The sequence below is a fragment of the Acinetobacter sp. YH01011 genome, assembly GCF_013420785.1.
GTDB lineage: Bacteria > Pseudomonadota > Gammaproteobacteria > Pseudomonadales > Moraxellaceae > Acinetobacter > Acinetobacter towneri.
The window spans coordinates 214,838-229,488 of sequence record NZ_VOYG01000001.1 but is presented as its reverse complement, the minus strand read 5'-3'; the positions used below and the strand labels follow the sequence as shown (position 1 = coordinate 229,488).

Sequence of the window (14,651 nt, the reverse complement as noted above, 5' to 3'; positions counted from 1 at the left end):
TGAATGCCGTGCAGAGAATAAAGAGGTGACAAATGTCCAATAAAGTATATGACAGCGCACAAGCTGCATTAAATGGCGTGGTTCAAGATGGGCATACCTTGGCGGTGGGTGGTTTTGGTTTATGCGGTATTCCTGAAGCCTTGATTGCTGCGTTAAAAGATACAGGTGTGAAACAGCTGACTTGTATTTCCAACAACGCAGGGGTCGATGGTTTTGGTTTAGGCTTATTGCTTGAAACCAAACAAATTAAAAAAATGATTTCATCTTATGTCGGCGAAAATAAAGAATTTGAACGCCAGTTTTTAAGCGGTGAACTGGAAGTTGAACTTACCCCGCAAGGCACACTGGCAGAAAAATTACGCGCAGGCGGTGCGGGTATTCCTGCATTTTTCACCCCAACAGGTGTAGGCACTGTCATTGCAGAAGGCAAAGAAGTCCGTGAATTTAACGGCAAAGATTATATTTTAGAAGAATCTTTGACTGCAGATGTCGCTTTGGTCAAAGCCTACAAAGCAGATAAAGCGGGTAATCTTATTTTCCGTAAAACAGCACAAAACTTTAATCCTGTTTGTGCTATGGCAGGCAAAATCACCATTGCCGAAGTTGAACAAATCGTTGAAATTGGCGATTTAGACCCCGACGAAATCCACTTAGCTGGTATTTATGTGAACCGCATTGTCCTCAATGCAAGCCCAGAAAAACGGATTGAACAAATGACTTTAAAGGCGGAGGCTTAAGACATGGCTTGGACGCGTAATCAAATGGCGCAGCGCGCTGCACAAGAATTAGAAGATGGTTTTTATGTCAATTTAGGCATTGGCTTACCCACACTGGTCGCCAATTATATTCCTGAACATATCAATGTCTGGTTACAGTCCGAAAATGGCTTGCTTGGCATTGGTGAGTTCCCAACTGCCGAAACTGTAGATGCCGACCTGATCAATGCAGGTAAACAAACTGTGACAGCGCGTAAAGGTGCGGCTTTTTTCTCTAGCGCAGATTCCTTTGCCATGATTCGTGGCGGGCATGTCAATATCGCTATTTTAGGGGCAATGGAAGTTTCTGAACAAGGCGATCTTGCCAACTGGATGATTCCCGGCAAGAAAGTTAAAGGTATGGGCGGTGCAATGGATTTGGTTGCAGGCGTACAAAAAGTTGTAGTGCTGATGGAACATTGTGCCAAAGATGGTACGCCTAAAATTGTATCGCAGTGCAGTTTGCCACTCACAGGTAAAGCGGTGGTGCATCGTATTATTACCGACTTAGGCGTGCTTGATATTACTCCACAAGGCGTAAAGTTGATTGAACTTGCACCCGATGTCAGTTTTGATGAAATTCAAAAAGTCACAGGTGTTGCCTTACAAAAAGTCGCAGCTTGATGAATTTATCTCGAGTGAATAACCCTCTCCTTTGCAAGTTTTGATGCACTGCTTTAAAACTTAATACAAGGGAGAGGGTTTGTTTTGACTTTCATACTTTCCCACTCAACTTATTCAATCTACTCAACAAATCACTAATTTATAAAACTATTCCTCAAACCAAAGAGCATCCAAAAATTACTTTCAATTTCGATATTTGCACAATACTTCGGGATTGATCCACAATAAAAAAGCCTTCACTTTGCAAAGTGAAGGCTTACAAGAAAATAGACCTATTTTAAGATTGAGGCGCCTTTTGCTCTACCACGCCAGCATCTTCCACACTACGCACCGTGCCTGTATCTACATTCAAGACTTCAAACTCAATACGGCGGTTTTTAAATTGACCTTCTGGCGTTGCATTTGCCGCAATCGGCTGCTCTGAACCAAAACCAATGGCTTGCAATTGACCCGGATTTACACCACGTGATACTAAATAATCGACCACTGCTTGCGCACGTTGTTGTGACAAAGTTTTGTTGGCATTGGCATCACCTACGGCATCGGTATGCCCTTTCACGGTTAATTGCACTTGTGGCGCGCGCTGCATCAATACCGCAGCCTGATCTAAAATAGACTTATTGGCTGCTGGAATTTCAGTCGATGCAGAATCAAAATTAATGATTTGCATATTGAGTGCCGTCGCAATATCCAAAGCTTGAATATTGTCAGGATTAATTGCAGCCAAAGCCTGCTCGGCATTGCTAATACTGCTGGTTACAGCCTGATTCACATCGGTTACTGTAGTTTCTGCAGGTTGCTGAGTCACTACAGTCATGTTTTTAGCCAATGGACGAATTTGACTGGCTAAACGCTCTGCATCGGCAGGGTTCGCGGCTTGAATAGACAGTTGATTACCCACCCAGTTTAAATTGACATTCGGTACACCTTTCAGCATTTTTAAAACGCTTGGAATCACGTCCTGATCAATAAATTCCAAATGATAGTTGGCAAAATTTTCTGCACCACAACCTGTTGGATGATTGAAAATTTGCTTCACTTCATTCTGCAGAATTTCCATATAGCTTGGATTATTCAGCAAAATTTGACAGGTCACCAAATTACCATCACTGCCTGTACTGACTTGCAACATTGCAGCCTGATTCGCTGCCACTTGGGTCTGTGTGGTTGCAGGCGCTTGGTTGCGGTCACTACATGCACGGAATAAAAATGCCAATAAACCAATTAAAATAATTAAAGCTAAAATTGGCAATAACCACGAACGGCGTTCTTCTACGGGCTCAGTCACAATGACTTCAGGTGCTTGATGTACGGTTTGGCCCGCAGCATTATTTACCACCAAAGCAGCCAATAATGCTGTTGCCCACTGCGGTAAAGCCGCCTGAATTGAATCTAAATTGTTTTGCAGTAAATGCTGAATTGCAACTGGGTCAGATGAACCTGCCTGATTTTCCAAAAAGTTTAAACTTGGTGCAATTGAACGATTCAGGGTGTTTTCAATTTCGGTTTGCGGTGCTGTGCCGCTGACCAAATCTAAAAACTGCTGTTTTAAAGATAGATTTGAACCAAATACATCGCCCACACGTGGATTCAGTTGTCGCAGCAGATTGTCAATCAGTTCAGGTCGTGAATTTAAAATAGACAATAAAATGGGATAAAAACTATTTAATGCCTGATTTTTTTCAAGCAAATGCTGGGTTTCCCCTTCCAATACAATGGATGACACACTTTGTTTGAGCAAGTCTATAAAATCTGTTTGCATATATATGCCCTCTTTTTTGTCTTTGTTTTCAAGTTGTTTTTTAGTGTATATGCTTAAAATTTAAACAAATGTAATAAATTGTGGTGTTTTGATTTTGTTGTGAAATTTGAGTCAACGGAATGTAGAGTCTCTTCTTCGATTTTCTATTTGGGGATTGTTAAAATTCAATAAAAAAGCCAGCCGAAGCTGACTCTTATTTAAACTTGAAAATAAAATATCAATCAGAGCATATTAAGCAGTAAAGACGCGTACTGCTTTGCCTTTTACAACTTGATTAATCAAAGGCGTATTTTTGCCTTGTGACACAATCGTTTCTTTGTTCAGTGTCCATTCCACTTCTGGATCAACCAAGACCCAACCCGCTTCCTGTTCCCAACGACTTTGCATTTTTGCCACACGCGCAGGTGCAAGTGTCACTTTTTCTACCCATTCCAATGGACTGAACAGACCTTCCTGAATCAGTTGAATCCCAAATGGAATATAAGTATCAAATGCAGTAAAACCTGACAAAGTATCTGCAAATGGTGCCATTTTTGCAGAGCTATTTAACGGCTCATGATGAGTACAAATCGCATCAATCACACCATCTTTTACACCTTGACGCAGTAATGCTTTGTCTTGCTCTGAGCGCAGTGGCGGACGTACATGCGCTAACGAGTTAAAACCATCAATAATTTGATCGGTTAAATGCAGTTGATGCATCGCCACATCGCAAGTGACAGGCAAACCTTTGGCTTTAGCTTGTTGAATCAATTCAACTGATGCACCACAAGACAATAAGCCAAAATGCGCACGTACACCTGTGGCTTCAATCATCAGCAAATATTTGGCAATCGCTACGGTTTCTGCCAAAGTTGGAATCATAGGCAAGCCCTGACGCGATGCAATAAAACCTTCATGCACACAGCCATCTTTAGCAATTTGCGGTTCTTCGGCATAGAACACCACGGTCATGTCCAAACCTGCAGCATATTCCAGTGTGCGAATCACGACATCATCATCTTCAAAAGGTGCATTGGCATTGGACACTGCACTACAGCCGCCTTTTTTCAGTCCCGCCATATTGGCAGGCTGCTTGCCGTTTAAACCTTGAGTTTGTGCACCAATCACTTCTAAATAAATGCCACCATCCAACATGGCTTTTTCGACCAAACCATGAATGAGTGCACCGTTGTCTTGCACGATTGGTTTAGAATCGGGTGGCGTAAATAAGTGCAGAATTCCGTTTTCACGTGCGGCCTTGCCTTCAGATTTGAGCGTGCCATGTTGTTGCTGACCAGGTTCACGTAAACGTGCGCATAAATCGACCATAGTTGGCATGAGCCATTGACCTTGGGCATCTATGCTTTCGCTAATATCTGCACTTTCTGCAACCAACTTGCCATTTTCAAGATATACCGTTTGTACGCGGTCAATTTGCTGGATTGGGTCAAGCACACGTACATTTTCAATTTTTACAATCGCCATGACTTTTTCCTTATACCGCAATCGCGTCAATCAAACCTTGTTCTTGCAATTGACCTTGCATCGCCAAGGCCAATACCGCCATACGTACCGCAATACCGTTGGTTACTTGATTTAAAATCACCGATTGAGGCCCATCGGCAATGCTTGAATCAATTTCGACACCACGGTTCATTGGACCAGGATGCATCACAATACAGTTTGGTTTTGCAAGCGCCAAACGCTCTTTGTTTAAACCGTACATTTTGTAGAATTCGGCTTGTGAGGCAAGTGCTGGCGAATCAATACGTTCATTTTGAATACGCAGGGTGATAATCACGTCGCAATCTTTAATGCCTTCTTCCATTTTGTTAAATAAACGCACGCCTGCGCCATATTCATCAAAACCGTAGGGCAACAAGGTGTTCGGTGCAATCACGCGAATGTCTTTACAGCCCAGTGTTTGCAAGGCAGCCACATCGGAACGCGCCACGCGTGAATGTTTGATATCACCAATAATCGCAACACTTAATTCTTCATAAGGTCGTTGGGTTTCACGGCGAATGGTCAGCATATCCAACATCGCTTGCGTTGGATGTGCATGACGGCCATCACCCGCATTAATAATGGCAACCTTTGGGCAAACCGTTTTAGCAATAAAATGTGCTGCACCTGAAGATGAATGACGCACCACAAAAATGTCAGCAGCCATCGCCTCTAAGTTCCACAAAGTGTCACGCAAAGTTTCACCTTTAGAGGTACTTGAACGGGCAATATCAATATTGAGTACATTGGCAGAAAGACGCTTGGCTGCGGCTTCAAATGTGGTGCGGGTACGAGTAGAGTTTTCGAAGAACAAATTCATCACCGTGCGCCCTTCGAGCAAATTATTGGTGATCAGTTGGTTTTGTTCATTGAAAAAGGACTGTGCTGTGTCCAGAATTTGGGTGAGGGTTTCTTTGGAAAGACCTTCGATGGTTAAAAAGTGTTTTAAATGCCCATCTTTATTCAATTGAATCTGGCTCGGAGTATGCAATGCCGCCAAATGCATGAGAGATTCCTTATACGTTAAGTTAACGCATTATACAGAAATTGATTTGGCAAAGCAGTGTAACTTGGCATGATTTAGTCAAAAGAAACTTATGATTTTAAAAATTAAGTCATGCAGACTCATCTACACTTTCTTTCATGCTTAATACTCTACAAAGCGATGTGAAAGGATGGCATTTATATTTAACTGCTCTGCTAGCCAATCATCTTGATATGAGCTTGATGAACATCTGGTGGGTCAATCTTCGCCTACAACTGCCTACGCAACCTTCAGGCTATGTAGGCATAGTCTGTACAATTCACCGTTTAACGCAATGCCCCTATATAATGATGGGACACCTGCGCCCGATAAATTTCTTCAGCTGTAGGTTCAGTCAAGTCATCTATATTTTCTATATTTTCTACTGCATCTAATTGCTGCGCTTCAGTCTGTGGCGACGTTATTTCTGCATCAGCATCCATTAAGTTAGCCAATATACTGTTTAAGCGCAGCGCATAACGGCACAATTCCTCATCGTGTGTAGCGAGCGCCAATTGCAGCACAGCACGTGCATAGTCTGAATTTTCAACCAGATACATGACATCAATCACACGTCCACTGACCCGTCTTAATCGCGTATAAATTAAAGTGGCAACTGAAAAAATCTCGTTATTTGCTGTTAAAGCCTGTGCCGTGTTTAAAGTAGCCGTGGTCATTTAAATATTCCCCTTATCGCTTCATTGTTGTTTTGCAGTGTTTGATGCTCATCTGCAAAATGTTCACCATCACAACAATGTATGAGCAAAATACATACCAATCATGTGAATATTCAGGTTTTTATTTTTCCGCAATACAATCACTCAAAATTTTTTAGAGATGTCATTACATCCTCATTGCCTTTTTAGAAAAAAACAGTAAAAAATGCCCTGAAGCTCTTCAAACCTAGACCTTTAAAATTCTGCACGATTCACGCTAAATCACTAAGTTTTCTAGCACAAAATACGGTAAAATAGCCGATTGCTGAATTGCTTTTGGAAATTTTCATGAATTCGAAACCCCGTCTTTCTACATATTGGGTCACCTGTGCAGATGGACTTGAAACCTTATTGCAAGAAGAAATGCAAGGTTTAGGTATTCAAAATATCGAACGTTTACCGGGTCGTTTAATTTTCAAAGGCACACTCGAAAATGCCTATCGTGTCTGCATGTGGTCACGTTTAGCCTCACGTGTCCTTACACCAATTCACACACACGAAATTGAATTTAGTCACGACGCGCGCGATGTAGCCGAAGAGCTTTATGAAGGTGCGCTGAGCTTTGACTGGTCACTGATTTTTGCGCCACAAAGTACTTTTGCAGTGCGTTTGCATATAGAGCGTGACATTAAAGTGAACAGCCAATTTGCGACCTTGCGCGTTAAAGATGGTGTGGTCGATTCATTTATGGATGCAGTGGGCAAACGTCCAAGCATTGACATCAAACAGCCTGAAATTACCTTATACGTGTTGGCAGGTAAAAAAGAACATACATACTGCCTAGATTTATCTGGCGATTCACTGCATAAACGCGGCTATCGTCGTTTTATGACCGATGCCCCAATTAAAGAAAACCTTGCCGCAGCGATTCTGCAAAAAGGTCAATTACAACAAATTCAACCCGACATTATTTTAGACCCAATGTGTGGTTCGGGCACGTTTATTATTGAAGCATTGATGATGCTGACTGACCGTGCACCGGGTTTGGTACGTCGTTTTGGTTTTAACGGTTGGCAAGGTCACGACCATGAATTGTGGATGAGCATTAAAGCAGAAGCGGCAGAACGCCATCAAACTGCATTACAACAGCCCTTGCCAAAATTCTATGCTTTCGATGCCGACTGGGAAGCAGTCAAAGCCACCAAGCAAAATATTATTGCGGCAGGTTTTGAAAGTCTGCTCGATCAGATTCAAATTGAAGAACGTACTTTGGCTGACTGGCCCGACTTTCAAGCCGAAGGTAAAAAGGCCTTTATTGTAACCAACCCACCTTATGGTGAACGTTTGGGCGATAAAGCCTCAAACCGTGCCTTATATTTGGGTCTGTCTGCCCTTTTGCAAAAGCATTTCCCAAATCAAAAAGCAGCCGTCATTGCAGCCCAAGTTGAACAAGCCGATGTGCTGGCTTTCAATGACCCACAAATTTTACGTTTGATGAACGGTAAACTGCCAATTTATGTCCGTTTTGGTACGATCAAACCTGCAACAGTCGCGCGTCCATTCTTAGCAGATTGGCAACCGCAACAGTTTGAACCCATTGAAGGCGCAGAAGATTTCACCAACCGTTTGCAAAAAAACATGCAGAGCCTGAAAAAATGGGCGGTGAAAGAAAATGTGCATTGCCTGCGTTTATACGATGCAGACTTACCTGACTTTAATGTCGCAGTCGATTTATACGGCGACCGTTTGCACGTGCAGGAATATGCGCCGCCGAAAAAAATTGATCCTGAAAAAGCCAAAAAGCGTTTTAACCTTGCCTTACAAGCCATTCGCGCTGTCACAGGTTTAGGGCGCGATGCGGTATTTATTAAAACCCGTGCCCGTCAGGAAGGTAAAAACCAGTACACCAAACAAAGTACCGCCTCGAAGCGTTTTATTGTGCAAGAAGGTCAGGCTAAAATTTTGGTTAACCTCACCGACTACCTAGATACAGGCTTGTTCCTTGACCATCGTCAAATGCGTTTACGTATTGCCAAAGAAGCACGTGGCAAGCACTTCCTGAATTTATACAGTTATACCTCAACTGCAAGTTTACATGCCGCGCTTGGCGGTGCAGCAAGTACCACCAGCGTCGATTTATCCAATACTTATTTGAATTGGTCTAAAGAAAACTTTGTATTGAATGGTTTAACGGTAGACCATGCCGATGAACAACATCAATTCTTTGCCAGTGATTGTTTTGAATGGCTCAAAGAAGGTCATGAACAATATGATCTGATCTTTATTGACCCACCAACTTTCTCAAACTCTAAAAAGTTCTACGGAACATTTGACGTACAACGCGACCACGTTTCTTTAATTAAGCGTGCCATGAACCGCTTAACCACAGGCGGAACGCTGTACTTCTCCAACAACTACCGTGGTTTTGAAATGGATGAAGAAATTGAAGCCATGTTTGATGTGCAGGAAATTAGCCATGAAACCATTGGGCAAGATTTCAAACGCAACACCAAAATCCACCGTGCTTGGAAAATTCAACACCCGCCTGTTTAAATAAACGATATGGCAATACAACAAAGCCTGTTCATTTGAACAGGCTTTGTTTTATCGTAGATCAGTATCTAGATTATTGACCAGTTAAAAACTTCTTTTCACCATATTGATAATGCATCGACAGTTTAAATTCATCACCATCACGTTGAATTTGCTGATTGCTTTGCATCGCACTGAGTATCTGTTCCAACTCTTGATCAGACATGCTTTTACCTGCAGCATTCATATAATTATTCATAATGGTTTTGACCACTTGCTTGTTAAAACTCACATCGGTTTGCATTTCCAATAAACTTGGGAACATTTTCGCTAAGCCTTCTACAGTGGTTTGATGCCCTGGCATCACTTTACCAACCAAATCTGCCCGAATACTGCCTGTGCCTAATTTCAACTGATTCTTCTTGGATTCGAACTGAAAGCCCTCATTAATCACAGCCAACAAGGCTTGTTGAACTTCTTTCTCAAAGTTTTCCGCTTCTAGGCATGAGTTGTTTTGTTTTTGCACAATATCAAGAAACGTCTGCATTTTACTGCGCTGCAAGTTTTTAACATCCCAATTCACTTGCAGGTCTTGCATGGCAGGCACATTATTTAAACCTAACTCGGCAATTTTAAATTTCGATTGAATATCTACCGTGCGCTCATGCAGTTGAGTATCCATACGCCAACTGAAGTCTTTCATTTTGCCTGAACCCACTGCTTTTGGGTCTTGACGCTGCATTTCTGCAATACTGAATTGGAAATAGCCCGGCTCTAAAGACTGCACATTCAAAGCCTGATTGGTTTTAAACTGCATGCCTTTTACTTGAAGATGTCCAAATTGATCCAGCACCGTCAATTGAGGCACATCAAAACTCATATTTACAATTTTCTGCTGCCCCTGACTTTGTTTCGCCTGAAACTCAATCTGCATAGGAGAAAATTTAGCTTCAAGTCCTGCTTCTTTTTTCTCTATAGCAGGTATGCTCAATTTCGTGGTCGATACACCCAACCAATTCACTTGCGTTGTCACATTTAGAGGCTGCTGAAAGAACTCGGAAAATTGTCCCTGCCCTTGTTCCAGATTCATTTTAGAATCAATTTGGTAACCTTTCCATGTCCGCTGAATTTGATCTTGTCCGTGAAACACCAGTTTTTCTTTAGCATTACATGGGTCTGCAATAATGGTCATTTTCCATTTGGCAGTACCTGTTAAAGTCCCCATGTCGTAGTCCGTATATTGGACGCTCACATTGGGTACAGGATTTAAATTTTGTTGATAATGCTCACGCAGGCTCTTATCTGCATATAAATTTCCTGCAGTGACAGCTCCTGCCAACACTGCAACCCCCATTCCACCCCATACTATTTTTGACATAGATTCTGCTCAGAATTTATCTATTCTTATTGAACAATAAATTATAATTAATCTTCTTTAAAAAAGATAATTGTTTTGCAAATAAATCACTTAAATACAATATTCATCACAAAATATTAAAAATAGCTGTCATTTTTTACCAAAAATTTTACTTATGTGACCTAAATTGTCAGTCATAAAAAACCCAGCCGAAGCTGGGTTTCTTAAAAGTTGCTTACACATAGCCAATTAGCTGAGTTTCATTTTTTCAAACAGCAAATGACCATTTTCAGCTTTAATTAAAATCGTATCACCTGCAACAAAGTCACCTGCGAGGATTTTTTGCGCCAATGTGTTTTCCACTTGTTGCTGAATTGCACGTTTCAATGGACGCGCACCGTAGACTGGGTCAAAACCTGCTTCAATCAATTGATCAAATGCAGTATCGTCTATCGACAAGCTCAAGTCACGTTCGCTTAAACGCGCACGTAAACGATCCAATTGAATATCGGCAATGCCACGAATTTGTGCTTTTTCCAGTGAATGGAACACCACCAACTCATCAATACGGTTAATAAACTCAGGGCGGAAATGTTGTGAAACTGCGGCCATGACTACGGTACGCACTTCTTCACGTGTTGGATTGTCACCCAATTCACGTACTTCGTGTGAACCCAAGTTAGAAGTCATCACAATTACAGTGTTCTTAAAGTCCACCACGCGACCTTGCGAGTCGGTTAGGCGTCCATCATCCAACACCTGCAACAAGATGTTAAATACGTCTGGATGGGCTTTTTCCACCTCATCAAACAGCACCACACTGTACGGTTTACGACGTACTGCTTCGGTTAATACACCACCTTCTTCATAACCGACATAGCCTGGAGGCGCACCGACCAAACGGCTGACCGAGTGTTTTTCCATAAATTCAGACATATCAATCCGAATCATGGCGTCATCGCTGTCAAACAAGAAGTTCGCTAACGCTTTGGTCAATTCTGTTTTACCTACCCCTGTTGGGCCAAGGAACAGGAACGAACCACTTGGACGGTTAGGATCAGACAAACCTGCGCGTGAACGACGTACCGCATTCGACACCGCCACCACAGCTTCATCTTGCCCCACCACACGGTTATGCAAGAAATCTTCCATGTGTAGCAATTTTTCACGTTCACCCTGCAGCATTTTCGATACAGGAATGCCCGTTGCAGCACTCACGACTTCAGCAATTTCATTGTCCGTCACTTTGTTACGCAATAATTTTGGTTCTTCTTTCTCTTCAACCAACTCATCTTGTGCCAGTTGTTTTTCCAACTCAGGAATCACACCGTATTGTAAACGTGACATTTCCGCCAAGTCATTTTCACGCTGCGCTTTTTGCAATGCCATACGTGCCTGATCAAGCTGAGTCTGAATTTGCTTAGTGCCTTCAACCAAGGTTTTTTCCGCTTTCCAAACTTCTTCCAAATCATTGTATTCATTTTGAACTTCAATAATTTGTTTTTCCAGATGTGCAAGTTCAGCACGGCTGCCTGCATCTTCATCTTTCTTCACGGCTTCAAGTTGCAGTTTTAATTGAATTAAACGGCGCTCTAATTTATCTAAGGCTTCAGGCTTAGAATCTAGCTCCATTTTAATCCGTGACGCTGCCTCATCCACCAAATCAATTGCCTTGTCGGGAAGTTGACGGTCAGTGATATAACGGTGCGACATTTTAGCGGCGGCAATAATCGCCGAATCTAAAATTTTAACCCCGTGGTGCACTTCGTAGCGTTCTTTCAGACCTCGTAAAATTGCAATGGTGTCTTCTACACTTGGCTCATCGACCAATACTTTTTGGAAACGACGCTCTAAAGCCGCATCTTTTTCAATATATTGACGATACTCATCTAAAGTAGTGGCACCGACGCAGCGCAATTCGCCACGCGCCAATGCAGGTTTCAACATATTGCCTGCATCCATGGCACCATCGCCTTTACCTGCACCCACAAGTGTGTGTAATTCATCAATAAATAAGATGACTTCACCTTCTTGTTTCGCCAAGTCTTTTAAGACCGCTTTTAGGCGTTCTTCAAACTCACCGCGATATTTCGCACCTGCCAACAATGAGCCCAAATCTAAAGATAAAACACGTTTACCTTTTAAGCTTTCTGGCACTTCACCATTCACAATACGCTGCGCCAAACCTTCAACAATCGCAGTTTTACCCACACCAGGTTCACCAATGAGTACTGGGTTGTTTTTGGTACGGCGTGACAACACCTGAACGGTACGGCGAATTTCATCATCACGACCAATTACAGGGTCTAGCTTGCCCGCCAACGCACGTTCGGTTAAATCGATGGTATATTTATTGAGTGAGTCACGTTGATCTTCGTGATTATTGCTCATGACTTTTTCATCCCCTCTAATTTTGTCAATCACGCTACGCAAACTATCTGAGGTCACGCCTACACTGTTCAGTAGTGTTTTGGTCGCGCCCACTTCGGTCAAACCCAGCATCAACCAATCGGTTGACAAGAACTCATCACCTGCTTTTTGGGCAAAACTGTCAGCCAAATTCAAGGCTTTAACCGCATCTGGACTTAAGTTGATATCGCCTGTTGGATTGGCCAAAGTCGGTGCATCAGCAATCGCTTGCTGTAATTTGCTTTGCAAATCACGTAGGTTTGCGCCTGCTTGTTGTAATAAACTGACATTGGAAGCTTCTTCGAGCAAAGTCGCCAATAAGTGAATGCCTTCAATGGCAGTATGATCTTTCCCTATCGCGAGAGATTGGGCATCGGATAAAGCTTGCTGTAGTCGGTTGGTAAACTTTTCAAAACGCATTCTTGTTATTCCTCACAACAAATTGTGTACTTGATGGATATATGGGAACGCAGGCGTAAATTTCAATTAAATTTTTTATATATTTTTCAAAATCTTAATTAAAATTAACAGATAGATTTCAGTAATAATATTGGACTGATTAAAGTAAATTTCAAGTTTAGTCTGGTAATTTTTTATTTTAGTTGAGTCATTGACATACACTTGCATATCAATCAATTAAAGGCTTTTGATTGTTATTTATGCCATTTGAAATATTTAGTTACAATGATTGGCAAAATATACCAACCATTGTATGACCTATCAGTCAAAGCTTAATCTTGTTCAATAATTTCAAAATCATGGCTAATTTCGACGCCACCATCAGATAGCATTTTACTTGCAGAACAGTACTTTTCTGCTGAAAGTTCAACCGCCTTCGCAACCTGCTTTTCCTTGACAGCCTTGCCTTTGACCACAAAATGCAAATGAATTTTGGTGAACACGGCAGGGATGCTATCGGCACGTTCTGCTTTTAACTGACATTCAACATGCGTCACTTCTTGGCGTGATTTCTTTAAAATAGTCACAATATCGAATGAAGCACAACCACCAAGTCCCATTAAGATTAACTCCATAGGACGTGGACCACGGTTTTCACCGCCATATTCTGCAGATCCATCCATCACCACAGAATGACCACTTTCTGATTTGGCTTCAAAAGCAACGTTCTCTAACCACTGAACACTTGTTTGCATTGCAACTACCTAAAAAAAACTATAAATTGACACGGGTATTTGTACACTAACATAACTTGAGTTGATAAGGAATTTCATCTCTACTGTGTGACAAGTTCAGACTAGGTCTTGTGCGATCTATTATTTATCCATTTTCGGAACCGTTAGCATGACTTCAAACTTTTCACAGCTGAGCACTGATGCATTGTCCCCTGGACAACTGCCTGACTCAGTCAAAGCATTATTAAAACGTGCATACATCAACCGTTATCCAAAACGGACAACTATTGTTGATGCAGGGACTGAATCTAAATCGTTATATTTGATTTTAAAAGGTTCAGTATCAATTATTCTTCGCGAAGATGATGATCGCGAAATTGTTGTGGCATATTTGAATCCAGGCGACTTTTTTGGGGAAATGGGTCTGTTTGAATCGAATCCACAACGTACTGCAGAAGTTCGTACTCGTGATGTCTGTGAAATTGCAGAAATTACTTATGAAAACTTCCACGAACTCAGCAAACAATATCCTGACTTAAGCTATGCCGTTTTTGCACAGCTGGTACGTCGTTTAAAAAATACTACACGTAAGGTAACTGACCTTGCCTTTATAGATGTGTCTGGTCGTATTGCACGTTGCTTGATTGATCTTTCTGCGCAACCAGAAGCCATGATTTTGCCAAACGGTCGTCAAATTCGTATTACACGCCAAGAAATTGGTCGTATTGTCGGCTGTTCACGTGAAATGGTCGGGCGTGTTCTAAAAACACTTGAAGAACAAGGCATGATTGAAACTGATGGTAAAGCCATTCTGATTTTTGATGCTTCTTTGGAGCAAAATGAATCCACTGATGGCAACTTTGATGACGAGTAAACCATCTATATGCTCATTAAAAAAGCAAATCTTCGGA

Annotated in this window: 11 protein-coding genes; 4 read left to right on the top strand and 7 right to left on the bottom strand. The window is 41.8% G+C overall.

The genetic code is table 11. The features are described 5' to 3' along the window. Positions 1–32 precede the first annotated feature (32 nt). Both FTT78_RS01115 and FTT78_RS01110 read left to right on the top strand, forming a co-directional pair. On the top strand, positions 33–737 hold the full coding sequence (locus FTT78_RS01115) for a CoA transferase subunit A (RefSeq protein WP_004971542.1): 705 nt from the start codon (positions 33–35) through the stop codon (positions 735–737). A 3-nt stretch (positions 738–740) separates the two neighbouring features. Then, positions 741–1,379: a CoA transferase subunit B gene (locus FTT78_RS01110; RefSeq protein ID WP_004971544.1), complete on the top strand. Its 639-nt coding sequence runs from the start codon at positions 741–743 to the stop codon at positions 1,377–1,379. A 277-nt stretch (positions 1,380–1,656) separates the two neighbouring features. Here FTT78_RS01110 and FTT78_RS01105 read toward each other — a convergent pair whose 3' ends face one another. The 4 genes from FTT78_RS01105 to FTT78_RS01090 all read right to left on the bottom strand — a co-directional run bounded on the left by FTT78_RS01105 (position 1,657) and on the right by FTT78_RS01090 (position 6,330). Then, positions 1,657–3,141, bottom strand: coding sequence for an OmpA family protein (locus FTT78_RS01105; RefSeq protein ID WP_180043300.1), 1,485 nt, complete (start codon positions 3,139–3,141; stop codon positions 1,657–1,659). 231 nt (positions 3,142–3,372) lie between these two features. Then, entirely contained in the window at positions 3,373–4,608 is a 1,236-nt protein-coding gene (locus FTT78_RS01100) for a dihydroorotase (protein ID WP_004971548.1), read from the bottom strand. 10 nt (positions 4,609–4,618) lie between these two features. Then, positions 4,619–5,635, bottom strand: coding sequence for an aspartate carbamoyltransferase catalytic subunit (locus FTT78_RS01095; protein ID WP_004971550.1), 1,017 nt, complete (start codon positions 5,633–5,635; stop codon positions 4,619–4,621). A 305-nt stretch (positions 5,636–5,940) separates the two neighbouring features. Further along, entirely contained in the window at positions 5,941–6,330 is a 390-nt protein-coding gene (locus FTT78_RS01090; protein WP_104851793.1) for a hypothetical protein, read from the bottom strand. A 327-nt stretch (positions 6,331–6,657) separates the two neighbouring features. Between FTT78_RS01090 and rlmKL the strand changes: the two genes are divergently transcribed. Further along, positions 6,658–8,862, top strand: coding sequence for a bifunctional 23S rRNA (guanine(2069)-N(7))-methyltransferase RlmK/23S rRNA (guanine(2445)-N(2))-methyltransferase RlmL (rlmKL, locus tag FTT78_RS01085; RefSeq protein WP_167845927.1), 2,205 nt, complete (start codon positions 6,658–6,660; stop codon positions 8,860–8,862). Between the two features lie 73 nt (positions 8,863–8,935). Here rlmKL and FTT78_RS01080 read toward each other — a convergent pair whose 3' ends face one another. The 3 genes from FTT78_RS01080 to FTT78_RS01070 form a co-directional block, all read right to left on the bottom strand. Then, positions 8,936–10,219 (bottom strand): DUF945 family protein, encoded by a 1,284-nt coding sequence (locus FTT78_RS01080; protein WP_179995349.1) that lies wholly within the window; start codon positions 10,217–10,219, stop codon positions 8,936–8,938. 228 nt (positions 10,220–10,447) lie between these two features. Further along, positions 10,448–13,027, bottom strand: a complete 2,580-nt coding sequence (gene clpB, locus FTT78_RS01075; protein ID WP_180043302.1) for an ATP-dependent chaperone ClpB — start codon at positions 13,025–13,027, stop codon at positions 10,448–10,450. A gap of 311 nt (positions 13,028–13,338) precedes the next feature. Beyond that, positions 13,339–13,761 carry an OsmC family protein gene (locus FTT78_RS01070; protein ID WP_004971563.1) on the bottom strand — a complete coding sequence of 141 codons (423 nt, stop codon included), beginning with the start codon at positions 13,759–13,761 and terminating at the stop codon, positions 13,339–13,341. A gap of 148 nt (positions 13,762–13,909) precedes the next feature. On the opposite strand from FTT78_RS01070, the gene crp reads away from it, so the two are divergent. Then, positions 13,910–14,614: a cAMP-activated global transcriptional regulator CRP gene (crp, locus tag FTT78_RS01065; RefSeq protein WP_004971566.1), complete on the top strand. Its 705-nt coding sequence runs from the start codon at positions 13,910–13,912 to the stop codon at positions 14,612–14,614. Positions 14,615–14,651: the final 37 nt, after the last annotated feature.

Coding starts and splice junctions, on each gene's coding strand:
- FTT78_RS01115 (WP_004971542.1), top strand. CDS start 33: ATGTCCAATAAAGTATATGACAGCGCACAAGCTGCATTAAATGGCGTG.
- FTT78_RS01110 (WP_004971544.1), top strand. CDS start 741: ATGGCTTGGACGCGTAATCAAATGGCGCAGCGCGCTGCACAAGAATTA.
- FTT78_RS01105 (WP_180043300.1), bottom strand. CDS start 3,141: ATGCAAACAGATTTTATAGACTTGCTCAAACAAAGTGTGTCATCCATT.
- FTT78_RS01100 (WP_004971548.1), bottom strand. CDS start 4,608: ATGGCGATTGTAAAAATTGAAAATGTACGTGTGCTTGACCCAATCCAG.
- FTT78_RS01095 (WP_004971550.1), bottom strand. CDS start 5,635: ATGCATTTGGCGGCATTGCATACTCCGAGCCAGATTCAATTGAATAAA.
- FTT78_RS01090 (WP_104851793.1), bottom strand. CDS start 6,330: ATGACCACGGCTACTTTAAACACGGCACAGGCTTTAACAGCAAATAAC.
- rlmKL (WP_167845927.1), top strand. CDS start 6,658: ATGAATTCGAAACCCCGTCTTTCTACATATTGGGTCACCTGTGCAGAT.
- FTT78_RS01080 (WP_179995349.1), bottom strand. CDS start 10,219: ATGTCAAAAATAGTATGGGGTGGAATGGGGGTTGCAGTGTTGGCAGGA.
- clpB (WP_180043302.1), bottom strand. CDS start 13,027: ATGCGTTTTGAAAAGTTTACCAACCGACTACAGCAAGCTTTATCCGAT.
- FTT78_RS01070 (WP_004971563.1), bottom strand. CDS start 13,761: ATGCAAACAAGTGTTCAGTGGTTAGAGAACGTTGCTTTTGAAGCCAAA.
- crp (WP_004971566.1), top strand. CDS start 13,910: ATGACTTCAAACTTTTCACAGCTGAGCACTGATGCATTGTCCCCTGGA.